The sequence below is a fragment of the Proteus sp. Marseille-Q3619 genome (assembly GCF_965283115.1).
This window is the reverse complement of record NZ_CBDIMP010000001.1, coordinates 3,125,781-3,148,981: the sequence shown is the minus strand read 5'-3', so window position 1 is coordinate 3,148,981 and position 23,201 is coordinate 3,125,781. Positions and strand designations below refer to the sequence as shown.

Genomic DNA, 23,201 nt, shown 5'->3' with positions numbered 1-23,201 from the left:
CCCATTATCATGATTAAGGCATCGTTAAAATAATTGATCCTGAACCAGAGAAATAGCCCGGTGCAACGCGACCATTTGTATGTAAAGTAGAACTTACTTTTACAGGCACTGAACCGCCAGCGGGAACATTAATTATGCTACCGGTCTCGCCTGGATAATCATCAAGAAATAAATCAGCATATAAACTGTTGTCTGAACGTAAAAGTACTCTCCCATTATCTGAACCTGATGCAATAACCATGACTTTCATCGCTAAATTACAAGTAACATTGATATTCTGATAACGCTGAGCACCCTCTAAACTATATTCATCTATATCACCATAATTAAGGTTTACAGCACCTTCTGTTATTTTGCAGGCACCAACAGGTGGCGGTGCGATACCACATAATGATCCCGGCAATAAACGTCCACTCGGTGATATTCCACTTGAATTTGGTTGATAAAATAATCCCACACATTCCTGATTAGAATTTAAAGCAGGCCCTACGTGATTTGTCTTTCCTTCAAGTGGAAAGGAAATATTTCTTAAAACTTCCTCTCGAACTTCAGCTAAAGTACGCAACTTCTCAATTCTTGTGATAAGTTGCTTAGCTGATCCACCAGACCCATCAAGATCATGTTTATGGTTAATCGTTACATAACAAGTAGACCATCCATAACAAGGATTTAATGTTCCCGACGTTTCAGGATCCCAACGCTGAATAACATAGGTATAGGTTGCATTTGAGGGTGTTCCTGTCGATTCAGTAATATAAGAAAAGATAGATGCCATTGCGGGTGCCGAAAACAACAAACCTATTGCAAGACATAAAGCTGAAAATCGCTTTAATATGGACATATAAAACCTCAACCCTAATAATTAGTCATAATTCAAATGGAATGTGGCGATTGCACTAAATGGGCCGCGTTTAATGGATTGGTTGGCAATCGCATCTGGCTCCCCTTGAATAAAGGCATAAAAATTTAAAATCGTGTCATCCGCATTTAACGAGAGTTTGTCTGTTTCTTTATTAACAGGTAGCGCATTTCCATTTTCAGATTCCAGTCCAACAGCAATACCCGCCGCTTGACTGCTTGGGCTAATTGCTAAAAAACCTTGTCCTGCCATAGCTTGATTTTCATCCCCTTTGAAAGTGATCTTGACGCTTTTACCAATCGTTAAATCACATTCAGACAAGCGTATTTGAAACAACTTGCTTGGTGTTCTTTGATACGCATAAAGGTTCTTGTCTGGTATATTGCCAAAATCTAATTCAACGGTTTCGTCACCGGGCTTTATGGTACAAGGCTCGTCAACTAATATGCCGTGAAAACGCATATTGTCTGGCGCCGAGAAAGCGGTTGATATTAATCCCGTAAATGTGGCAAGACCCAATACGAACGGGATCGATAACCTTTTTATATTCATCAATACGCTCCTATTGGTATTCAGCAAGCAGTGTTGCCGATACTTCAAATGCACCTTCAGGCAAAGTGCTACCCGGTCTTTTAACGGGCACCGCTTGGATCACGGGAGGATTATCGGGTGATATCGCAATACGCTCGTTTAATTTAAAAGGCTTACCATCTTGCGTAAGATGAATGCCTAAATCTGGAATATTGGTTTGTAGCGCAGCTTCATCAAACTGCGTTTTAGGACCAATAATAGAAAGCCCTAAATCCCAACCTTTTAAATTTGGATCACAGACCAATCGATAATTCACCGATTCGGTATAGTTAATGCCATCTACTTTATGAATACCTACGTTGTGTCCAAAATAGACATCAATCAGTTCGTTGTTACTAATGACACAAGGAGGTGGTACTAATAAGGTGCCAAATAATTTCATATTAGGTGCGTCTGCACTCATAACAGAATAAGAATTCAGTAATGCGATCAGACATAGGTACTTTAATTTATTCATCTTCTGACCTCTTACTGATAATCCACATGCAGTGTGCCACTTGCGACAAAATCACCACCCACTAAGCTTTCATTCTGATCACGAACAGGAATAGCTTCTAGTTCAGGTAAGTTGGGATAGGTAAAATTTACCGCCTTACCTAAATCTAATAAGTTTCCCTGATACAGAATACGCACTCCTAATCCCGTAATATTGGTTTGTAGCGCATTTGAATCGAATCCCGTTGCGCTCCCCGTAACATAAACTTTCATGGCATTAGTTGGCATTTTTTGGCAAGTCGCGGTGTAATGAACAGGCTCTTTATAACGAACCCCATCAATACGTGTACTCATTACCTCACCAAAATTAACTTCGATCATTTTGCCGTCATTAATTAAGCAAGGCGGTGGCGCAATGACATTCCCTGAAATATTGATATAAACAATTCCCGGAATAACATCTTTCACCGCTCTAGCGGGTAAATTCGCAACAGCAGTAAAACTTAGGCCTCCAGTAAACGTTGCCAAAATAAGAATCAACACTGCTTTGCTTGGGCTAAACCGCTGTTCCATTTTCATAAAATAGACCTATTTAGTTTCCTGCTGATGTTTCTGTAACTTTGCATTCATTGCCAGTACAGGTGAATTTCATTTGTGGTCGTCCACCGTAATCATTGATGTAACTGAGTACAGGCGATGCGCCAAACGCAGAAGTATGCAGATTTATCGTTCCTGTGCTTTTAGGGGCAATCATGATTGGTTCAAAACCATCAAGGCTTTTTCCTTGTAATCCTGTTAACCCATCCACTAATGTCACGTAATAAGGTGTTGGGTTATTCACTTCATAGCGATCGCCTTTCTTTATTAAGGTGATTTTTTCCTGCCAAGGATGGGTGAGATCCGTTTGTGTGGCATAAATCGATGCTGGGCGATAAAACAACTTAATTCGTGTTTGCAATGCAATTTGCAACACGTTGGGTTTATCACTACGAGGTGGAATTTCGCGCAAGTTAAAATAGAAAACGCTTTCTCTATCTTGAGGTAATTTGGCAATGTCAGGTAATGACTGCACTTTTACTTGGCTTTTATCGCCCGGCTCAATACGCTGAATAGGCGGTAAAACTAATAATGGGCTGTCAATACGTTCTCCATTTTCATTTTCCATCCAACCCTGAGCCAAGTAAGGTAGTTCTTTATTCTGATTACTGACATTTAAGCTAATCGACTTATCGGCACCATTAAAAATGACACGCGTTCTATCTAAAGCAATCGCAGCAAGGGCTTGACTAGTAAAGACCATTCCAGTCAATAAAGTGGTTGTTACAATGAATAAGCGCTTTGATAACATCATTTTAAATTACTCTTTTTGTCTGAAATTATTTTTATCTTTCCTTTTTTCCTAACCTTATTGCGTGATCAGTTGAGGTTTAGGTAAGGGCTCTGTTCTTTGATTGATTGTTGAAGGTGTTGCGTCACCATCACTACAAGTCAGTAATAATGAAGACATAAATAATCCCTCAACTAATGTTGGAATACGGACTTTGCACTGCTCTTGACCATTCCAACGAACACTCAATAGATCATCACTGTTAATCCCCGTCAGATAGACATTCCCACCATCATTGACAATACCAAGCTCACGCCCCTTCTCGGTTGTGACACTGGCACCAAATGGTGGATAAGTTCCATCTTGTAGGCGAATGACAGCCATGGCTTTTTGTCCCGAGACCACATCAAAGTGGCGGTAGCCTATTGCACCTTCTGTTAGGGTTAGCTGTTGAATTGAGCGTAATGCTTCAGCGTTATCTGGCATCTGATCAAGGTCGATGCTGGCACTACTGCGATAATAATCATTGATATCAGGCAGTACTGCTTTACCAAAAGCATTGGTACGCGTAATAGCGCCGATGCTTTTCACTGGAACATCTGAAATGCCATCTGTATCAACAAGTAAACGAGTACTACCCGTACGACTTGTTCGGTGTAATGCACCACCTTTTGGTGTTAATGTTGCCCCACCTTGTAGTGATAAGGTGGCTGATGTGTATTCACCATTAATATGGCTCGCACTAGCAGTGACCAATGCAGCATCAGCGTAATGCATAAGATAGGCATCTGCGGATGGTTTACCGTTACTGCTTAAACCAGCACCAACTCGATAGCTACTATTGTCATCAATACGATCGTAATAGCTGACATTATGTGAATTACCGTGTTTATTAATCACCGTGTTGTAGCTAATAGTTGCGCGATCGCTCCAAGGCATACTGACATTCATATAAACGCCATTATCATTGGTGCCATTGAATTTATTGCGAAACGCCGACAGGCTGAGGTTGATATTTTTAAAGCTACCAATATCCATCGTTTTGGCTAATGACAAGTTATAGTTATCGTTATTAGGCTTATTCCAATAAGTCTGATGGCTATAGTTTAAGTAAGCACTCAATCCCCATTCAGGGAACTGCTTACTAAACATAATGGTATAAAGCTCTTTATTATTATCTTCTTCACCACCACGATAACGGCGATCTAAATATTGGTTCATACTCATAAAGTCACGTTCAGAGAAGCGATAGCCTGCAAATGTCACTTGGCTATTTATTTGTTCAAAACGTTTTGAGTAACTGACGCGATAAGAGCCCCCGTGATAACGTTTGTCATCACTTGGAATTTTTGCCCAAGAATGTGTCGCATCAAAAGAGATAGCACCCAATGCCATTAGGTCACGACCAATACCCGCAGAAACCGAGTTATAATCGCCCGATACTAATGAACCGCCATAAAGTGACCAACCGTTACTGATCCCCCATGAGAATTCACCCATACCAAAAATAGGGCCTTCTGTATTACGGTTCATGTCCGACGGTTTACCCGCAGATAATTTATATTGCACTCGGCCGGGGCGTGTTAAATAAGGAATACTGGCCGTATCCATTTGGAATTCTTGAACAGATCCATCTTGTTCTTCAACACGTACATCTAATTTACCACTCACTGCATCATTGATGTCTTGAATGCGAAACGGTCCTGGAGCAACCTGAGTTTCATAGATCACACGGCCCTGCTGGCTAATCGTCACTTTCGCATTCGTTTTTGCCACACCCGTTACTTCTGGGGCATATCCCCTTAAGTTAGGTGGCAGCATATTGTCATCCGTAGACAAGTTAACCCCAGTAAAACGGAAGTTATCGAAAATGTCAGAACGAGAGTAAGTCTCCCCCATCACAAGGCGAGCCCCTAATTGCGTGATGGCTCTATAAAGATAAAGCTGGTTCCATTTCCAACTATTTTCAGTACTATCAGGAATACCTGTTGTATGCTGATAACTTGCTTGCCAATCGGCACGGAAACGCCAAACACCAAGGTTTGCTCCCACGGTTCCTAAGCCTGTAACTTGTTGACGCTGTTTTCCTTTAGCAGGATCTGTCACGTTAGCATTGACGTTATAGTCAAAAAGCACACCTGAGATACCGTGATCCCAACGAGAAGGTGGGTCCCAGTTTGGTGCTGAATATTCAAGATACGCTTGAGGAATAGTAAGAATAAGATTGCCATTTCCCAGACTTGCATTTACCGTCATTCCGGGAATAGAAGAGATATCAAGGCAGCTTCCGTTATCTTGATATTTAACTTTTTCAGCCCATTCAGGTTTGAGCCCTATTTGATGGATCAATTCTGGCGGTAAGCAAGCTTCGCTACCTTTAGGATCATTGGCTGGTACAACATAGCTAATGTTGTAGAGTTCAGGGAGTTCATTATTATTCACGCGAACAACAAACTCATATCGGCCGGGCATAATATAGCCAGCACGAGAGAAATCTGATAAGTCGATATTTTGCTTATCTTTTAGATCTAAAATATCGGCATTAAATTCAATATTACTATTTGCTAAAGCTGAACTTGAAATACTGGAAGCGCCAGTAAGAATTAAATAGATCAGTACAGCAACAGGCCGAATAGTATGTTGTTTTTTCTTTTTTTCCGTCCCTAAACCAACGGTTTTGAATGTTCTAACCATAAGTTATCCAACCCGATCCATTTAATAGTATTCCAGCTTAAATCGCAGCGTTGTTCGGTAATTTCCAGCTTTTGGTATTTCGTTATTTTTGACTATTCGCGCTTGGTAAAGTAACGCCATTGATTTGGAGTCAATTCCAACTGGGGGTAATGGCTTACCGGGGATGGCTCGCCTACCGTAACGATCAGCTATCGCTAATGACGCGCCTCTCGCTTCACCAGAAAGTGCAAAATTACCATTCTCGTTAGAGGGACCTTCAAACGTTGCAATAAAACGAGGGTTGTCCGCTTCCTGACCTTTTTGTTCAATTAGCGTACATTCCGTTAATCTGATAGAAAAATACTCAATAGGTCCTTGTCCTTCAGTCACTAGCATTGGAATAGAAACCGTTGTCAGTGGAATAACTTGTTCACCACTTCCTGCTGCAATCGTGCAAGATGGTTCTAAGATCGAGCCTGAAAGATTAAGTACCCCAAATCGCTGATGCATGTTTTTATCTTGTTTTACATCACTCGCTTCTGCTGTTGTTATCAGTAAGCTGGCAATAAGGCATAGCCATAGTGGTGTCATCTTGCGATTCATATTTTTCTCCGTAAGAAAAAAATCGTTAAAAATAGACACAGGAAATAAAGCACTGTACATCCTTGTACTGTGCTTATTTTTTCTTACTGATAAGTCAGTGCGAAAGTTGCGATTGCAGTGAAGTCACCTGGAACGGCAGCTTCTGCTGAAGAACCTTGTAAGTAAGCAGCAAAGTTCAGATCGTTATTACCATCACGTAATGTTTGAGCGGCACTTGGTGTGCCTAATTTGATTTGTTTGCCACCTGCATCAGTGATAACAACAGCAGCATTTTTAGCGATACCTTCAATACCTAAAGAACCTGCTAAGATGTTTGCATCTTCTGAACCAGTGAAGGTTGTTTGAACAGTTTTATAAGTTTCTGTTGTGCAATTCTCTAAAGTGATTTTAAAATCACGAGAATTACTACGACCACCATCTTTTAATGAAGCAGTAGAAATTTGACCTAATGGAACAGTTTGATTTTCTGAATCAGGATGAATAGAACAAGGTGCATCAATAATTGAACCAACAAATTTAACGGTGCCGTGACCTTGATCAGCAGCAAAAGAAGAACCTGCAGCAACAGTTAAACCTAAGCCAAGAACTAACGCTAATTTATTTAATTTCATCTTTTTGTTTCCTAAAATATAAAGGACGAAGACATTAAAAATAATAAATTCATTAGGATTGAATTATTCCTAATTGAATGACTCACTTATTGAGTTTTTGAATTTTGGTATACTTGTGCCCGTCCAAAACGAAATTAAATATCGTTAGAAACAAAACAAAATACACCAAATTGTTTTGTTAAAAATTTTCATCTCGAAATTAAACACATTTAGATAATCAAACTTTAAATATCGAAAAAAGAGTTTATAATTCTAAGTGCAATTACTATAATTTGTGAAAAAAGTAAAAAAAATTATTTCTGGATTTTAAACAAAGTAACCAATCATGTTTGTTTTTTAAAATAATGATAAATATCAATGTGTTAAATAAATGAAGATAAGTGATTAACATTAAATTTGACTTAAGTGAGAAGCCAGAGAATAATAGTAAACAATTTGGTGTATTCTGTTTATTTCTCTAAAGATAACCAAATTCCTATCCATACTCATTTTTCGCTTTTTCAATCAATCACTTTCATTTTCTAAAAATAAATAAACTTTCAATAAACTTGTTTAAAATGAACAAGTAAAAGTGTAAGCATAAAAAAAATACAACTCTTTATTGATGCATATCACTTGTTATAGTGATGCATCAATTGACTTTTGTTCCTTGTTATCTCATTGAAAAGGTTATGAAAATGAAGCAGCGCAAGTTTCTTACACGTTTTGAGATCAATTCTATTTTGAAGCAAGCAAAGGAAGGACGGTATCCAGAAAGAGATTACTGTATGTTTTTAATGTGTTTTTTACATGGGTTTCGCGTGAGCGAGCTATGTAATTTAACCTTAAGCGATATTGATTTAGAAAGTCGAATACTCTATGTCAGACGCTTAAAAGGCGGTTTATCAACAACACAACCGATTATCGAAGAGGAGTATGAAGCGTTAGTTAACTGGTTGAAAAAAGGGAAACATGGAGAGAGGCTGACTCAGAATGGGTCTTTTTATCCCAAAAAACAGGTCCAATTTCTCGTCAACAAGTGTATGGATTACTTCGCCGTTTAGGTAAAGATGCTAATGTATCCATAGCCCCTCATCCCCATATGTTACGCCATGCATGTGGCTATGCACTCGCTGATTTAGGTAGAGATACTCGTTTAATTCAAGATTATTTAGGACATCGTAATATTTCACATACTGTTATCTATACTGCAAGTAATTCAAAACGATTTGTTCACATTTGGGATGCAAGAAATTAACAATATTTATTTAATTAATATATTCTCTAAGAATTAATACACTAAATAGAGTAGACTATATTTTTTCAATAAGAATACAGTTAATTTTAATATAATTAAGAAAATTAGGAATTGTTTTATATTAAATAAATAATCACGATTGCAGGTATTAATAATTTATTAATAATCGTTTTCTAATTAAAGAATAATTCAATATCATTATTCTTTTTTTGATTATCTTTATTGGAAGGCAATAAATTTAATATCAGTCTTTATTTATTAATAATATTAAACATTATTTGTTTGATTTTTAATCAAGAAATAAGGATCTTATTTAAAGAAAATATCTATTCTTAAAAATTTTATTCATTTGCATTCTAGGCACACGCTTTCATATCTCACTATCCCCAACGTTATCGTTTGGGGATAGTTATGAATTTCCTTAAAAACTACAATTATCCTTTTACACAAACAACCTGTCGTAGTGTATGAACAACCTCAACAAGTGATAACTGAGCCTTCATAACAGCATCAATATCCTTATAAGCCATCGGAATTTCATCAATCACATCTTCATCTTTTCGACATTCCACATGTGCTGTTGCTCGAATTTGGTCTTCAACACTAAAAGCTTTTTTCGCTGCTGTTCGGCTCATTACGCGTCCTGCGCCATGACTACATGAACAGAAACTTTCGGCATTTCCTTTTCCTCTTACAATAAAGCTCTTAGCGCCCATTGAACCAGGGATGATCCCCATTTCACCTTTCTGAGCTGAAACGGCTCCTTTTCGAGTCACCAGTACTTCTTCGCCAAAGTGCATTTCCTTTTGTACATAGTTATGGTGGCAGTTCACCGCCTGTTGCTGTGTCGTAAAAGGTTTAGTTATTTGTGTCGATAATGCCGCCAACACGCGTTCCATCATAATTTCACGATTATGTCGGGCAAAATCCTGTGCCCATTCTATGGCTTCTATATAGTCATCATAGAAAAGCGTTCCTTCTTTTAAATACGCTAAGTTTTTATCAGGTAAATTAGCGATATGTTCCCTCATATCTTCTTGTGCCATTTGTATAAATAACGTACCGATAGCATTACCAACACCACGAGAGCCACTATGTAGCATTACCCAAACATTATCTGATTCATCAAGACACAATTCGATAAAGTGATTTCCTGTTCCTAATGTACCAAGGTGACGATAGTTATTCGTATTTCGTAAACGTGGGTACTTATCAGTTAAAACCTTAAAACGCCCTTCAAGTTGTTGCCAATGTTGATCAATAAGTTTAGGTGGGTTCTTCCATGAACCACGATCATTCCCTGATTGATAACTTGTTCTTCCATGAGGTACTGCTCTTTCTATTGCCGTTCTTATGGCAAATAAATTATCTGGCAGATCATTTGCGTGTAATGATGTTTTCACCGCAATCATTCCACACCCAATATCCACACCAACAGCAGCTGGAATAATCGCGCCTTTTGTTGGAATAACACTCCCGATTGTTGAACCTTTCCCTAAGTGAACATCTGGCATTACTGCCATATGTTTGAAAATAAAAGGCATCTTCGCGGTATTAATAAGTTGTTTTAGAGCATCTGCTTCAACAGGTACACCATTTGTCCACATTTTGATTTCAGCAGTTCCTGCTTCTTTTACTATTTGATGATCCAATATCATGCCTGTGCCCCTTTAATTTGTACTAACCCGTTTAATACTTGGTCTAAACCGCCATAAACGGAAATCTTATCAATACGTTCTGCAATACGTTCTACGGTTTCTAGCTCTTTTAATCGTAAGGCTACTGGATTGTTTTCCATCACTTTTGCCGTATTTAATAAAGAGCGTGTTGCGGATGTCTCTTCTCTTCGACGAATAACATTAGCCTGTGCTGATTTTTCTGCCTCAACCACTTGCGCTAAAATCGTTTTCATTTCGCCTGGTAAAACAATATCTTTTACCCCTAATGAAGCTACTTCAATACCATATCCTTTAGTCACTTCACTGATTTTTTCACTCACTAAAGTGTCAATCAGCGTTTTATTCTCTAATAATTCATCTAATGTTCTTGTTCCTACGGCTTCACGTAACGCAAACTGCAACTCTTTATATAAGAACTCAAGAGGTGAACTCAGTAATTGGTACGCTGAAAGCACATCGCTATAACGCCAACTTGCTGACAAATTAATGCGTAATGTTACTTTGTCTTTCGTTAAGATCTCTTGACCACTCACATCGAGTGTTTGTAAGCGCATATCAACAACCTCAACATCAACTTTGTGCTGATAACGCCAATAGCCTTTTAATCCCGGCGGCAATAGTGATTGAACTTCACCATCAACACGGATAATGCCAGCATGCCATGTCGGAATATCCACACTTAATACACCTTCACTGCCTTTTACAGTTTGGTTACGTAATTTTGGATGCTGCAATTTTTTAACCAAAGTTGGCGAAACTTCCAATTCATTTGCTGACAACACTTCCATTGAGCGTTGTGCATAATTCCAATAAAGACGGCGAGTACTCGGCGCTAAGATCTCTTTGAGTGAGCTATTTTCATAGAGTAAGCCAATCTCTTCATCAGATAGCACAATATCAAAACAATATTCACTCACCCATTCTGGATGATATTGGCGTAAAAACTCGGCTTTCTCTTTTTCAATTGCAGGGCCGTTTAACTCCACCAGCTCAACACTTAATTGGCGACGAAGATCGAAAAATTTATGCTCACCAGCTACAAGGACGTCAATATACTCATCATCCTTCTTTAATAAACCCAGCTGTCCTTGTTTCACTTTTATTGTTGTTCTTATCATCATTGCTTCCTTTTGCTCTTCTTTATTATTAGCTTTCTTTTATTACCATTTTTATCGTGACTTGCTTTCCACGAACAAACTTGGCGAAATCGAAGGGAAAACAAGAGAGGAACGATGCTTTGTTTGTCTCTTCTTCTGCCTTCAATCCAGCGTAGTTGCTGGTGGATAAGCAAGGTGACGGTACTGCTGTCACAACGATTTTCTATCTTTAATTTTACATTTGGATTTGTAATGGTTTTTGGTGTCAGGAATCGAACCTGAAAATAACCCTCTTCACCTACAGAGTCCCGATGTGGAGGAACACATTTAGATAACACCACAGAGTGTTCTTTATGTGCCTACCAGATTTAAAATCTGCTCAAGACACTCATAATATTGCGAGGATCGTGCCAAGTTTTTAAAACTCACTAAAAATATTTTTAATTCATTGTTTTTGTTTGAAAAAATATTTTTAACGTAATTTTTAAATATTTAACCATTGAATTAAAAATGATAAAAACCTATCTTTTTATCTATACATTTATAAATATAGATAAAAAATAAGTAGGGATAACTTAATGAAACGCAAAGTGGTGATTGGTGTTTTAGGCACAACATTAGATAAACGAGGTAAAAGTCATAAAAGATGGAACTCATGGCGCCCAACAATTTCGATTTGCCATCAAAAAGATTTCCCCGTTAGTCGATTGGTCATGATCCATCAACCTAATGATTCAATGTTAGCGTCAAAAATCACTGAAGATATTCATACTGTCTCCCCTGACACAGAGGTATTACCTTACGAAATTGACATTTGTGATCCTTGGGATCTAGAAGAGGTTTATAGTCACTTTCTTGATTTTGCAGTAAATTATCCATTTGATACTGAAAATGAAGAATATTATGTACATATCACAACAGGTACGCACATTGCCCAGATTTGCTGGTTCCTCCTGACTGAAGCCCATTACTTACCTGCAAAACTATTACAAACCTCTCCTTCTTCTAAAATAGAAAATGAAGATGGCATCAAAACAGTACAATCATCCACAGGTAGTTATGCTGTTATTGATCTCGATTTAAGCCGTTATACAAAACTAACGAGCCGATTTGAGCATTACCATAATGAGTCCCTCTCTTTCTTAAAATCTGGGATCGCCACACGTAATGAACGTTTTAATACTTTAATTGCTCAAATTGAACGTGTTGCATTACGCTCCGTTGCGCCTATTTTATTAACAGGCCCCACAGGCGCTGGAAAATCATTCCTTGCTCAACGTATTTATGAATTACGACAGTCTCGCCATTTTGTAAAAGGTCGTTTTATTGCTGTTAACTGTGCCACTTTGCGTGGTGACAATGCAATGTCCACTTTATTTGGGCATGTAAAAGGGGCATTTACAGGCGCATTACAAACCAGACAAGGATTATTAAGAGAAGCCGATAAAGGGATTTTATTTCTTGATGAAATTGCAGAGTTAGGACTTGATGAGCAAGCCATGTTGCTTAAAGCGATAGAAGAGAAATCTTTTTATCCTTATGGCTCAGATACTGAGGTACAAAGTGATTTTCAGCTGATCGCAGGAACGCATCGTGATATGGACAAGCAAATTGCGAAAGGACTTTTTCGTGAAGATCTCTATGCAAGGATCAACTTATGGTCTTTTTCATTACCGAGTTTAGCCAATCGTAAAGAGGATATTGAGCCTAATATTGATTATGAATTGCATCACTTTGCAAAGCTTTATCAAAAGGCAATCCGTTTTAACGCTGATGCAAAATCACACTATATTCGATTTGCAACATCTGAACAGGCATTATGGCGTGGCAATTTCCGTGAACTTAGTGCTAGTATAACGCGAATGGCAACACTTGCCGAAAATGGTCGTATTACCCTTCCTCTTGTTGATGAAGAAATTAATCGTTTAAAACAAAATTGGGGAGTTGCTTCCTCTTCTTTATTTAATAGCACTGATATTGATCTTTTCGATCTTAGCCAACTGAATACCGTTATCAAAACGTGTCAGCAATCATCAACACTCTCAGAAGCCGGTAGAAAACTTTTCGCAGTATCAAGACAAAATAAAAAACAACCCAACGATGCCGATCGCCTACGTAAGTATCTTGCGAAATTCGATTTAAGTTGGGAACAAATTAGACATGGAGAATAATATTTCATTATGGAGCTCACTTTTTTAGGCACTAACGCAGGCGTTCCTTCTAAAGATCGCAATGTCACAAGTATGGTGCTCGATTTACAAAATAAACAAAAAAGTATGTGGATGTTTGATTGTGGTGAAGCGACACAACATCAAATATTACATACCCGCGTGAAACTACCGCGTTTAAATAAAATTTTTATTACCCACTTACATGGCGATCATATTTTTGGTTTACCGGGATTACTTTGTAGTCGCTCAATGGGTGGAACGGAAACACTTTTAACAGTATATGGTCCTACGGGTATAAAAGCCTTTATAGAAACGTCGCTAACATTAAGCCAATCCTATTTAACTTACCCTATTAATATTGTAGAAATTGACAAAGCAGGTTTTCTTTTTGAAGAAGAAGGTATGAAAGTCAGTTGTGAGGCACTGTCTCACCCCGTACCTTGTTTTGGTTACCGCTTAGAAGAAGAAAACAAACCAGGTAAGCTAGATGCAGAAAAACTGAAAGCGGAAAATATTCCAGCAGGCTCTTGGTTACAAGACTTAAAGCAAGGCAAAACCATAACATTACCAGATGGACGAACAATTGATGGTAAAGACTATATTGGTGATGAAATAAAAGGTCGTTGTATTGCTATTTTTGGGGATACTCAACCAACCCCTAATGCATTAAAGCTGGCTAATAATGCTGATGTTATTGTTCATGAAGCAACGTTTAAGCATGAAATGGCAGAGCAAGCAAATAGTCGCGGACATTCAACAACTGTGCAGGCGGCAACATTAGCAAAAGAGGCTAATGCTAAAAAGCTGATTATTACTCATATTAGTAGCCGTTATTTACCCGAAGACTGCGTTGAGTTACTCAATGAAAGCCAACAGATCTTTAGCCATACTGAAATGGCTTCTGATTTTGAGGTATTTAAGTTGTAATGGCATTTTCACTAAATAACAATGGCGACATGATGTCGCCATTTCGCTATTCACAAATCACCCAACCATTGATTTAGACTTCTTTAATTATCCTTCAATGGCGCGGTACGTTTTATCTTTCCATCTTGCAAAATAAAATTCACTTTGCCATCCCAAAATTCCGCCAAGAAAACATCTTCTGATTTATCTATATGTTGATTTTTCATCTCATCTTGTAGCCACACTTCGTCTTTTTCTATTTGCGCTAATTCTGATGTTCGAATAACTCCGTCTTTCATGACAATAATCGAAGGCATTTTTGCACCATCACATACCACCGTGATTTGCCCATCAGGTTCAATCTGGGCGTAATTGACTTCCTGATATGAATGAATACCTTGAGCATGAAGACGAGACGTGATGTTAAGAATGTCTATTTTATTTTTTTTCTCCATGATGTTTTCCATAATAAACTCTCCCTTCTTGATAATAGGAATGGGATTACCAATGGTCACTGCACGGAAAAAATTGAAGTGCTTGCTGATATAATTAAGCAAAGAGATAAAACAAACACCAATTAAGAAGACGATAATATATTGATAAAGAGGGATCGCATCAGTATAAATTACCCCACCCATAATGCCACCGAGCACAAAATTACCAATAAAATCAATAGGTGTTAATTGAGAAAGTTGTGTTTTACCCGATAAATTCATATGGGCTAATATGATAGTAAAACCAATAATAAATTTGATAATAACCAGAAAGTAATATTCCATTTGCGTCTCACATTTCCAATAATTTCTGCACTTATTATAAAGCAGAAAATCTCATCTAGATAAAAATCTAAATTATTTTTACTTTATTTTTCATGGAATTTGACTAAGAAAAAACACTTAATATACTTAGGTTTGTTGATTTTAAGACTCGCACTATACTTATTAAGATAGTTTTGCCGTAATCTCTTACAATCAACGCAATAGCTTCTCGCCTTTTCTAGTTTTTACGCGGGATATCACTGAATTGTTTTTGAACACATATTTTGGAGAAAAAAATGAATAAAAAACTACTTACTTCATTGGTTCTAGCGGGTCTTGTTACCATTACAGCTGGTTGTGATGATGCATCTAAAAAAGTCGATGAAGGCATTGATAAGGCAAAAGAGACAGCAACTCAAGTCACAGAAACTGCGCAAGATAAAGCGAATGAGTTAACTGAACAAGCCAAAGATAAAGCTGCTGACTTGAAAGAAGATGCATCAGCAAAAGCAGATGAATTAACACAACAAGCTCAAGAGCTAAAAGACAAAGCTGAACAAAAAGCCGCAGAATTGAAAACTCAAGTTGACGCAAAAACAGATGAGTTAAAACAGGCTGCATCCGCTAAAACTGATGAAATCAAACAAAGCTTAGATGTAGAAAGTGATAAATTAGCTGAAAAAGCAGCTGAATTAAAACAAGATGCAAATAAAACCATTGATAACTTAAAGCAAGAGACAGATAGCAAAGTTGATCAATTAAAAGGTGATGCAGCAAAAACAAGTGATGATGTAAAACAGCAGGCCCAAGAAACTGAAAACAAAGCACTTGATAAAGCTGACCAATTAACCGATCAAGCGAAACAAAAAATTGATGATTTAAAAGCTGAAAACAAATAATCCAATTTCAGAATTTTTGATGATTCGAAAGCCAGTAAATTTTCACTGGCTTTTTTTGTTCATAAAAAAGACAAGGGTTGATCGATTAAGCAAAAAATGTAACCATGTTCTCCTTTTTTCAACAGGAGAAACCTATTAAAGAGCGAAAGCACCTATAAACAAAAAACAGCAATAAATTGATTTAATTGTCATTTTCTTCATCTTACGGAAAAAATAATTTACTTCCGTTCTTTTATAAAACATCACACTAATTTGATGCTTTATTCAAATTTTCTTATGAACTTTTCTTTTCTGATCACATAGACAATCAGAAAGTTGATAGCGAAAAGTCTCTTTCTAGGAAAATAACAAAAAATAGGTTAGCTATGAGTCAACAAAACGATATAACCCCTCAAAAAGTTAGGATGAAAATTAATCCTCCCGTTTTTTATACATCAGCGCTATTAATTTTATTGGTCGTTGGCTTCTCTGCATTATTTCCAGAGCTGGCGAATGATAAACTCAGTCATCTTCAGGAAAATCTCTTCACGAATGCGAGTTGGTTCTACATTCTAGCCGTTGCATTGATTTTGCTGAGTGTGACTTATTTAGGGCTTTCTCGGTTTGGTGAAATCAAATTAGGCCCTGATCATGCTCGCCCTCACTTTAGTTATTTTGCTTGGTTTGCCATGCTCTTTTCAGCAGGAATGGGGATTGGCTTAATGTTCTTTGGTGTTGCTGAACCTGTTATGCATTATCTGATGCCTCCAACCGGTGAAGCTCAAACCATAGAAGCCGCAAAAGAAGCCATGCGATTAACCTTTTTCCACTGGGGATTACATGCATGGGCAATTTACGCCATTGTCGCTTTGATCTTAGCTTTCTTCTCTTATCGCCATGGTTTACCGTTAACACTGCGTTCTGCACTTTATCCAATTATTGGTGATCGCATACATGGCCCAATTGGCCATGCTGTTGATATTTTCGCTGTTATGGGAACCGTATTTGGTGTCGCAACTTCCCTTGGTTTTGGTGTTCTGCAAGTTAATGCGGGTTTAAATCACCTCTTTAATGTACCTATTAACCCAACGGTTCAAGTCGTATTGATTGTTGTGATCACAGGGCTTGCAACCATTTCTGTTGTTTCTGGTTTAGAAAAAGGCATTCGTTTTTTATCTGAACTTAACTTAGGATTGGCGGTTATTCTTCTTTTATTAGTCATAATTCTCGGTCCAACTGTATTGATATTAAAATCATTTGTTGAAAATACAGGGGGATATCTATCCGAAATTGTCAGTAAAACATTTAATCTTTACGCATACGAGCCAAAATCGAGTGATTGGTTAGGGGGATGGACACTGCTTTATTGGGGTTGGTGGCTTTCATGGTCACCATTTGTAGGGATGTTTATCGCCCGTATTTCACGAGGTCGTACTATTCGTGAATTTGTTGTCGGTGTTCTGTTTGTTCCTGCTGGCTTTACTTTACTCTGGATGACCGTTTTTGGTAACACAGCGATTCATTTAATCAAAGATAAAGGGGCAGAAGCCCTCGCCAATATCGTACAACAAGATGTGTCATTGGCTTTATTTGAGTTCTTAAATTATTTCCCATTCTCATCTGTTTTATCCTTCTTTGCGATGTTGATGGTCGTTGTCTTCTTTGTGACTTCAGCAGACTCAGGCGCGATGGTTGTTGATACTTTAGCTTCTGGTGGTGATAGCGAAACACCAGTATGGCAACGCATTTTCTGGGCGGGTTTAATGGGCGTTTCTGCAATTACTTTATTGTTAGCGGGTGGTTTAACTGCACTACAAACAGTAACCATTGCAAGTGCACTTCCTTTCTCGATGGTATTGCTTGCTTCTATTTATGGACTAATAAAAGCATTGAGAGTGGATGTATATAAACGTGATAGCCAACAACTAACGACAATTGCACCACCAGCAAGCCGCAATCCGATCCCTTGGCAACGCCGTTTAAGAAATATTGCCTATTTTCCTAAACGCTCTCATGTAAAACGTTTTATGGATGAAGTGATCCAACCCTCAATGGAAATGGTGTCTGCTGAGTTAAGTAAGCAAGCAACGCAATGTTTTATCCATAATGAAGAAGATGATCGAATTGGTTTTGAAGTCGATTTAGGCGATGACATGAATTTCTTCTATGAAGTTCGCCTACGTTTTTATACTCAACCTGCCTTTGCTTTAGCTGGATTAAGTGATGAAGAAAGAGACGAAGAGCATAAATATTATCGTGCTGAAATTCATTTAAAAGAAGGTGGGCAAGATTACGATGTAATGGGTTGGACGAAAGAACAAATCATTCACGATATTCTTGATCAGTACGAAAAACACATTCACTTTTTACATGTGTTAGGTAAACAATAATTCTATCCACTGATAAAAGTCCAAAAGGTGATGTGTTAAACATCACCTTTTTTTCTTACTTTCAAGATAACTTATTTTTCAGCTTGCGCCGAGTCATCAGCCTCTAAAGCAATCAACTCTTTTAATAGACCTGACAGTCGCTGTAATTTTTCAGTGGAAAATTTTTGCTCAATTAATTGATAGCCTTTATCTATTTTAGGCTGAATTATGTCGTATAAATTTTGACCATTAGCAGAAAGAGAGACAAACAGCTTACGTTGGTCACTCACGGGTTTTAAGCGACAAATTAATTCGTCCCTTTCCATTCTAATCAGAATGCCCGTTAAACTAGGTCGAAGAATACACGCTTTTTGCGCTAATTCGTGAAAATCAATAGAACGCTTATCCGCAAGTACTCGAATAATCCGCCACTGCTGTTCTGTCAGATTATGCTCTTTGAGAACAGGTCGAAAAAAACCCATTGCAGATTCCCGAGCTTGTAATAGCGCGATAGTTAATGATTCATGCATAATCAAGAAGCTCTTTATATGGTGTTATAGGTGAAATGACAAAATATCACTCAATATAGACAGTGAAAAAGTACCGCTGTTTATGGTTTATAAAATGACTATATTCTAAGAATAGACTAATTGTTACAATTATTCATATTAACAAATAAATAAAGTTGACTCAATTTTTGCAATTTTCTTCCCTTTGTGCAATTTATCACCCATGTTCCTTTTTTAGGATTAATTTCATCTTCCACAACATCTTGAGCTATACGCAATTTTTATGAATTGGCAATTTGTGTTATCTGTTTACCAATCAAAAAAAGTAGCCTAATTTGCCTATTATCCTACCTCTATATTAGGAATAATGGCGCTTAGCGATAAGGTTGTCTCACCGTTATTTGAGATAAAGTTAACGAGTTGTAACAAAGAAAGATTGCTATCTTTGTTCATGCGCGGTAGCGTTACGGCTTTAAAACAACGCAACAAAGAAACCGGCAATAACATCACAACTTTGTTAGCGGAGTAGTTAGGTGATTTTTTTAGTTATCTAACTAATAATTATTTTAAGTGAAGACGCCCACAGACGAGAAGTCTGGCAGTAGGAGTAAATAATGTCTGAGGAAAAACAGGCTAACCCACTTTTTCGGGATGCGATGGCAAGCTTAGGTGCTGCGGTCAATATCGTGGCAACAAATGGTGATGCGGGATGTTGTGGCTTAACAGCAACAGCAGTATGTTCTGTTACTGATAACCCGCCTACCGTGATGGTCTGCATCAACAGTAAAAGCCAGATGAACGCTATTTTTCAAGAAAATGGAAAATTAAGCATCAATATATTGAATCATGAGCAAGAAGAAATGGCATGTCATTTCGCCGGAATGACAGGGCTTGCGATGGCAGAGCGTTTTACCCAACCAGGATGGCAACACGGACAATTACAACAACCCGTATTAGCAAATGCCCTCGCCTGCTTAGAAGGTGATATTTATGATGTACGCCAAGTGGGTACACATTTTGTTTATATGACCGAAATTAAGAATATTTCGGTGCGTGAAGATGGTGATGGGCTTATTTATTTCAAGCGTCGTTTCCATTCTGTTAAAAATGAACAAGTACCAATCCCTGTTTAAATTTCACCTATTTTACCTCAAGATAAAAACGCACTTTTAATAAGGGCGTTTTTTATTGATTATAATCACATCATAAAATTAAATATTTATTTATATTAAATGAATACTTATTTAACGAAGTGACATTAACTAGCCTTTAGATATTTATTAAATACTTATTAACATCTGTTTGTTATAAAAGAATATTTTTTAATTATAATAAAAAATTTCTGTCTAGAATCAATCAGTCACATAATCAAAAATATTTTCTTTCTACTTTTATCCTGTATCTTTATTTAATTTACTTAGATTAAAATATAAACAAACAATAATCTTCTTGGTTATATTTTATACCAAAGAGCAATTAAATGACTTTATTTTAAAATAAACTAATGAATATTTTTTTCAATCTGGTATTAATCTTACCCACAGTGTGATCAACCTTTGAGAAGTCATTCCATCAATATATTAGTCTACTCGACTTGCTGATTACCTTCTTAAATTTGCAAACATCACTCTAAATGCGACAGATAATGTTACCGTCGTGTAACATTCCTCGTGAATGTGAGTAAATAACATCGTTGTTGAAAATAAATAATAATTAGGGGCATTACAGATATGGATAAACCCGCTCAAGTCGGTTTATTACAACAGCCTAAACCATTCTTTATGATTTTCTTTGTAGAATTATGGGAACGTTTTGGTTACTACGGCGTACAAGGTATTCTTGCCGTTTATTTTGTTAGTAAACTCGGTTTCTCTCAAGAACAGGCTTTCATTACTTTTGGTGCATTCTCTGCACTGGTTTATGGGCTTATTTCTATTGGTGGTTATGTTGGTGACCACTTATTAGGAACAAAACGAACCATTGTTTTAGGTGCTATTGTTTTGGCTATCGGTTATTTCATGACTGGTATGTCAATTATGTATCCTAATTTAATTTTCTACGCATTGGGAACTATCGCAGTAGGTAATGGTTTATTTAAAGCCAATCCTGCAAGTTTATTAGCGAAATGCTATCCACCTAAAGATCCACGTCTTGATGGCGCATTTACGCTATTTTATATGTCGATCAATATCGGCTCATTAATTTCTTTATCTATCGCCCCGGTACTTGCTGAACGTTACGGATATGCACTGACTTATAATATCTGTGGTATTGGCTTGATCATGGCGTTATTAGTTTATTTCTTCTGTCGTAAAATGGTTGCCAATATTGGTTCTGAACCAGACCATTTACCGATGAACTTTAGCAAACTGTTATTAGTTATTGCTGGCTCAATTGCTATGGTATTTGTTTGTGCATGGTTATTGCACAACGTGATGATTGCAAATATTGTCTTAGTTAGCTTGTCTATTATTGTTGTCTTCATTTATTTCCGTGAAGCCTTTAAACAAAAAGACAGAGTTGCTCGTAATAAAATGTATGTTGCATTTGTTCTGATGTTAGAAGCTGTTGTTTTCTACATTCTGTATGCTCAGATGCCAACTTCACTGAACTTCTTTGCTATTCATAATGTTCATCACACGCTTTTAGGCTTTGATATTAACCCTGTAAGCTTCCAAGCACTAAACCCATTCTGGATCATTATTGCTAGCCCAATCCTTGCTATCGCTTACAGCCATTTTGGCGCGAAAGGTAAAGATTTCTCAATGCCAGCGAAGTTTACTGCTGGTATGCTTCTGTGCTCATTAGGATTCCTTACAGCGGCAGCATCAGGTATGTGGTTTGCTGATGCTCAAGGCTTAACATCACCTTGGTTTATCGTTCTGGTTTACTTATTCCAGAGCTTAGGTGAACTGATGATCAGTGCGTTAGGTTTAGCAATGGTTGCAGCATTCGTACCGCAATACATGATGGGCTTTATTTTAGGTATGTGGTTCTTAACACAAGCCACGGCTTATCTGTTAGGGGGTTATGTAGCGACTTTCACAGCAGCACCAGAAGGTATTACTGATCCACTACAAACATTACCTATTTACACTGATGTATTTGGTAAAATTGGTATTGTGACCTTAATTGTTGGTTTAGTGATGTGGGCAACAGTACCTTTACTGAACCGCATGATGAAAGAAGAAAGCAAAGACGTTAAAGTCGCTGGCTAATCTTTCAATCAATATCTAATTGAATATTAAGCGCTTATTTATAGGCGCTTTTATTTTGGGCTAAGAAGATTATTCTCTTTTTGCTAGCCATAAAAAAACCCGCTAAATAAGCGGGTTTAGTTTAATCATTAAGAATGATCCAATTACAGAACATCAACTGAATTCAGTTCTTTAAAGGCTTGTTCTAAACGAACAACCATTGATGCTTGTGCTTGACGTAACCAGTTACGTGGGTCGTAGTATTTCTTGTTAGGTTTATCAGCACCTTCTGGGTTACCTAACTGACCTTGCAAATAGCCTTCGTTCTTTTTGTAGAACTGTAAGATACCATCCCAAGTTGCCCACTGAGTATCTGTATCGATATTCATTTTGATAACACCATAGCCAACAGCTTCTTTGATTTCTTCTGCTGAAGAACCGGAGCCGCCGTGGAATACGAAATCTAAGCTATTGTGTGGTAAGTTGAATTTTTCTGATACGTAGTCTTGTGAGTTACGTAGAATTTTTGGCGTTAACTGAACGTTACCTGGTTTATAAACACCGTGAACGTTACCGAAAGATGCCGCGATAGTGAAACGAGGGCTTACCGCACTCAGTTTTTCGTATGCGTAAGCAACATCTTCTGGTTGAGTATAAAGCGCAGAGCTGTCCATACCCGTGTTATCAACACCGTCTTCTTCACCACCCGTACAGCCTAATTCGATTTCTAAAGTCATATCGATTTTAGCCATACGCGCTAAATATTTAGCACAGATTTCGATGTTTTCTTCTAATGACTCTTCAGATAAGTCAATCATGTGAGAAGAGAACAGTGGTTTGCCTGTTTTAGCGTAGTGTTTCTCACCAGCATCTAACAGACCATCAATCCATGGTAATAATTTTTTCGCACAGTGGTCAGTATGCAGAATAACAGGAACACCGTAATATTCAGCCATTTGGTGCACATGGTGAGCACCTGAAATTGCGCCTAAAATAGCAGCTTGCTGTGGTACATCAGATTTAAGACCTTTACCTGCGATAAATGCAGCACCACCGTTAGAGAACTGTACAATAACAGGAGAACGAACTTTCGCAGCAGCTTCTAACACAGCATTGATTGAGTCAGTACCTACACAGTTAACCGCAGGCAGAGCAAATTTATTTTCTTTTGCTACCGCAAATACTTTTTGTACATCATCACCAGTGATGACACCCGGTTTCACGAAATCAAAAACTTTAGACATGTAATAAGATCCTATATTTGGAACAGGTAGAAAATAACTTTCTACCTGTATGAGCTG

General features: G+C 37.6%; 20 protein-coding genes and 1 pseudogene. 7 read left to right on the top strand and 14 right to left on the bottom strand.

Features of this window, described 5'->3' with window-relative positions; translation table 11 throughout:
• Nucleotides 1-13 precede the first annotated feature (13 nt).
• From ACWPWK_RS14450 to ACWPWK_RS14415, 8 genes are all read right to left on the bottom strand, one after another.
• Nucleotides 14-841, bottom strand: a complete 828-nt coding sequence (locus tag ACWPWK_RS14450) for an MrpH family fimbial adhesin (protein WP_109373865.1) — start codon at nt 839-841, stop codon at nt 14-16.
• Between the two features lie 21 nt (nt 842-862).
• Nucleotides 863-1,411 carry a fimbrial protein gene (locus ACWPWK_RS14445; protein ID WP_099075829.1) on the bottom strand — a complete coding sequence of 183 codons (549 nt, stop codon included), beginning with the start codon at nt 1,409-1,411 and terminating at the stop codon, nt 863-865.
• A 10-nt stretch (nt 1,412-1,421) separates the two neighbouring features.
• Nucleotides 1,422-1,907: a fimbrial protein gene (locus ACWPWK_RS14440; RefSeq protein WP_109373864.1), complete on the bottom strand. Its 486-nt coding sequence runs from the start codon at nt 1,905-1,907 to the stop codon at nt 1,422-1,424.
• 11 nt (nt 1,908-1,918) lie between these two features.
• Nucleotides 1,919-2,464 carry a fimbrial protein gene (locus ACWPWK_RS14435; protein WP_109373863.1) on the bottom strand — a complete coding sequence of 182 codons (546 nt, stop codon included), beginning with the start codon at nt 2,462-2,464 and terminating at the stop codon, nt 1,919-1,921.
• A 13-nt stretch (nt 2,465-2,477) separates the two neighbouring features.
• A complete protein-coding gene (locus ACWPWK_RS14430) occupies nt 2,478-3,236 on the bottom strand; it encodes a fimbria/pilus periplasmic chaperone (RefSeq protein ID WP_109373862.1) in 759 nt (252 codons plus the stop codon).
• Between the two features lie 54 nt (nt 3,237-3,290).
• Nucleotides 3,291-5,906 carry an outer membrane usher protein gene (locus ACWPWK_RS14425; RefSeq protein ID WP_109373861.1) on the bottom strand — a complete coding sequence of 872 codons (2,616 nt, stop codon included), beginning with the start codon at nt 5,904-5,906 and terminating at the stop codon, nt 3,291-3,293.
• Between the two features lie 21 nt (nt 5,907-5,927).
• Nucleotides 5,928-6,476, bottom strand: coding sequence for a fimbrial protein (locus ACWPWK_RS14420; RefSeq protein ID WP_160230858.1), 549 nt, complete (start codon nt 6,474-6,476; stop codon nt 5,928-5,930).
• Nucleotides 6,477-6,571: 95 nt separating this feature from the next.
• Nucleotides 6,572-7,099 (bottom strand): fimbrial protein, encoded by a 528-nt coding sequence (locus ACWPWK_RS14415; RefSeq protein WP_109373859.1) that lies wholly within the window; start codon nt 7,097-7,099, stop codon nt 6,572-6,574.
• 677 nt (nt 7,100-7,776) lie between these two features.
• Between ACWPWK_RS14415 and mrpI the strand changes: the two are divergent.
• Nucleotides 7,777-8,336 (top strand): annotated as a pseudogene (mrpI, locus tag ACWPWK_RS14410) (phase variation DNA invertase MrpI).
• A gap of 434 nt (nt 8,337-8,770) precedes the next feature.
• On the opposite strand, the gene ACWPWK_RS14405 reads toward mrpI, so the two are convergent.
• The 3 genes from ACWPWK_RS14405 to ACWPWK_RS14395 are packed head-to-tail and all read right to left on the bottom strand — an operon-like array spanning nt 8,771 to nt 11,326.
• Nucleotides 8,771-9,994 (bottom strand): RtcB family protein, encoded by a 1,224-nt coding sequence (locus ACWPWK_RS14405; protein ID WP_109371498.1) that lies wholly within the window; start codon nt 9,992-9,994, stop codon nt 8,771-8,773.
• Nucleotides 9,991-11,130, bottom strand: a complete 1,140-nt coding sequence (locus tag ACWPWK_RS14400) for a slipin family protein (RefSeq protein WP_109372061.1) — start codon at nt 11,128-11,130, stop codon at nt 9,991-9,993. The genes ACWPWK_RS14405 and ACWPWK_RS14400 overlap by 4 nt, the downstream gene beginning before the upstream one ends.
• A 31-nt stretch (nt 11,131-11,161) precedes the next feature.
• Nucleotides 11,162-11,326, bottom strand: coding sequence for a hypothetical protein (locus ACWPWK_RS14395; RefSeq protein ID WP_160230031.1), 165 nt, complete (start codon nt 11,324-11,326; stop codon nt 11,162-11,164).
• Nucleotides 11,327-11,690: 364 nt separating this feature from the next.
• Between ACWPWK_RS14395 and rtcR the strand changes: the two genes are divergently transcribed.
• Both rtcR and rnz read left to right on the top strand, forming a co-directional pair.
• Nucleotides 11,691-13,283: an RNA repair transcriptional activator RtcR gene (rtcR, locus tag ACWPWK_RS14390; RefSeq protein ID WP_109371502.1), complete on the top strand. Its 1,593-nt coding sequence runs from the start codon at nt 11,691-11,693 to the stop codon at nt 13,281-13,283.
• 9 nt (nt 13,284-13,292) lie between these two features.
• Complete coding sequence (gene rnz, locus ACWPWK_RS14385; RefSeq protein ID WP_109371504.1) at nt 13,293-14,210, top strand: ribonuclease Z; 918 nt, start codon at nt 13,293-13,295, stop codon at nt 14,208-14,210.
• An 83-nt stretch (nt 14,211-14,293) separates the two neighbouring features.
• On the opposite strand, the gene ACWPWK_RS14380 is transcribed toward rnz, so the two are convergent.
• Nucleotides 14,294-14,968: a DUF421 domain-containing protein gene (locus tag ACWPWK_RS14380; protein ID WP_109371506.1), complete on the bottom strand. Its 675-nt coding sequence runs from the start codon at nt 14,966-14,968 to the stop codon at nt 14,294-14,296.
• A gap of 275 nt (nt 14,969-15,243) precedes the next feature.
• Between ACWPWK_RS14380 and ACWPWK_RS14375 the strand changes: the two genes are divergently transcribed.
• Nucleotides 15,244-15,846 carry a hypothetical protein gene (locus ACWPWK_RS14375; RefSeq protein ID WP_109371508.1) on the top strand — a complete coding sequence of 201 codons (603 nt, stop codon included), beginning with the start codon at nt 15,244-15,246 and terminating at the stop codon, nt 15,844-15,846.
• Between the two features lie 365 nt (nt 15,847-16,211).
• A complete protein-coding gene (betT, locus tag ACWPWK_RS14370) occupies nt 16,212-18,215 on the top strand; it encodes a choline BCCT transporter BetT (protein WP_109371510.1) in 2,004 nt (667 codons plus the stop codon).
• A gap of 71 nt (nt 18,216-18,286) precedes the next feature.
• Here betT and hpaR read toward each other — a convergent pair whose 3' ends face one another.
• Entirely contained in the window at nt 18,287-18,724 is a 438-nt protein-coding gene (gene hpaR, locus ACWPWK_RS14365) for a homoprotocatechuate degradation operon regulator HpaR (RefSeq protein ID WP_109371512.1), read from the bottom strand.
• 593 nt (nt 18,725-19,317) lie between these two features.
• Between hpaR and hpaC the strand changes: the two genes are divergently transcribed.
• Complete coding sequence (hpaC, locus tag ACWPWK_RS14360; protein WP_109371514.1) at nt 19,318-19,836, top strand: 4-hydroxyphenylacetate 3-monooxygenase, reductase component; 519 nt, start codon at nt 19,318-19,320, stop codon at nt 19,834-19,836.
• A gap of 597 nt (nt 19,837-20,433) precedes the next feature.
• On the top strand, nt 20,434-21,921 hold the full coding sequence (dtpB, locus tag ACWPWK_RS14355) for a dipeptide/tripeptide permease DtpB (protein WP_109371516.1): 1,488 nt from the start codon (nt 20,434-20,436) through the stop codon (nt 21,919-21,921).
• A gap of 143 nt (nt 21,922-22,064) precedes the next feature.
• Here the strand turns inward: dtpB and fbaA are convergent, their stop codons facing one another.
• Entirely contained in the window at nt 22,065-23,144 is a 1,080-nt protein-coding gene (gene fbaA / locus ACWPWK_RS14350; RefSeq protein WP_098940983.1) for a class II fructose-bisphosphate aldolase, read from the bottom strand.
• Nucleotides 23,145-23,201: the final 57 nt, after the last annotated feature.

What these genes read in the sequence shown, in the direction of transcription:
- ACWPWK_RS14450 (WP_109373865.1), bottom strand. Translation starts at nt 841, where the DNA reads ATGTCCATATTAAAGCGATTTTCAGCTTTATGTCTTGCAATAGGTTTG.
- ACWPWK_RS14445 (WP_099075829.1), bottom strand. Translation starts at nt 1,411, where the DNA reads ATGAATATAAAAAGGTTATCGATCCCGTTCGTATTGGGTCTTGCCACA.
- ACWPWK_RS14440 (WP_109373864.1), bottom strand. Translation starts at nt 1,907, where the DNA reads ATGAATAAATTAAAGTACCTATGTCTGATCGCATTACTGAATTCTTAT.
- ACWPWK_RS14435 (WP_109373863.1), bottom strand. Translation starts at nt 2,464, where the DNA reads ATGAAAATGGAACAGCGGTTTAGCCCAAGCAAAGCAGTGTTGATTCTT.
- ACWPWK_RS14430 (WP_109373862.1), bottom strand. Translation starts at nt 3,236, where the DNA reads ATGATGTTATCAAAGCGCTTATTCATTGTAACAACCACTTTATTGACT.
- ACWPWK_RS14425 (WP_109373861.1), bottom strand. Translation starts at nt 5,906, where the DNA reads ATGGTTAGAACATTCAAAACCGTTGGTTTAGGGACGGAAAAAAAGAAA.
- ACWPWK_RS14420 (WP_160230858.1), bottom strand. Translation starts at nt 6,476, where the DNA reads ATGACACCACTATGGCTATGCCTTATTGCCAGCTTACTGATAACAACA.
- ACWPWK_RS14415 (WP_109373859.1), bottom strand. Translation starts at nt 7,099, where the DNA reads ATGAAATTAAATAAATTAGCGTTAGTTCTTGGCTTAGGTTTAACTGTT.
- ACWPWK_RS14405 (WP_109371498.1), bottom strand. Translation starts at nt 9,994, where the DNA reads ATGATATTGGATCATCAAATAGTAAAAGAAGCAGGAACTGCTGAAATC.
- rtcR (WP_109371502.1), top strand. Translation starts at nt 11,691, where the DNA reads ATGAAACGCAAAGTGGTGATTGGTGTTTTAGGCACAACATTAGATAAA.
- rnz (WP_109371504.1), top strand. Translation starts at nt 13,293, where the DNA reads ATGGAGCTCACTTTTTTAGGCACTAACGCAGGCGTTCCTTCTAAAGAT.
- ACWPWK_RS14380 (WP_109371506.1), bottom strand. Translation starts at nt 14,968, where the DNA reads ATGGAATATTACTTTCTGGTTATTATCAAATTTATTATTGGTTTTACT.
- ACWPWK_RS14375 (WP_109371508.1), top strand. Translation starts at nt 15,244, where the DNA reads ATGAATAAAAAACTACTTACTTCATTGGTTCTAGCGGGTCTTGTTACC.
- betT (WP_109371510.1), top strand. Translation starts at nt 16,212, where the DNA reads ATGAGTCAACAAAACGATATAACCCCTCAAAAAGTTAGGATGAAAATT.
- hpaR (WP_109371512.1), bottom strand. Translation starts at nt 18,724, where the DNA reads ATGCATGAATCATTAACTATCGCGCTATTACAAGCTCGGGAATCTGCA.
- hpaC (WP_109371514.1), top strand. Translation starts at nt 19,318, where the DNA reads ATGTCTGAGGAAAAACAGGCTAACCCACTTTTTCGGGATGCGATGGCA.
- dtpB (WP_109371516.1), top strand. Translation starts at nt 20,434, where the DNA reads ATGGATAAACCCGCTCAAGTCGGTTTATTACAACAGCCTAAACCATTC.
- fbaA (WP_098940983.1), bottom strand. Translation starts at nt 23,144, where the DNA reads ATGTCTAAAGTTTTTGATTTCGTGAAACCGGGTGTCATCACTGGTGAT.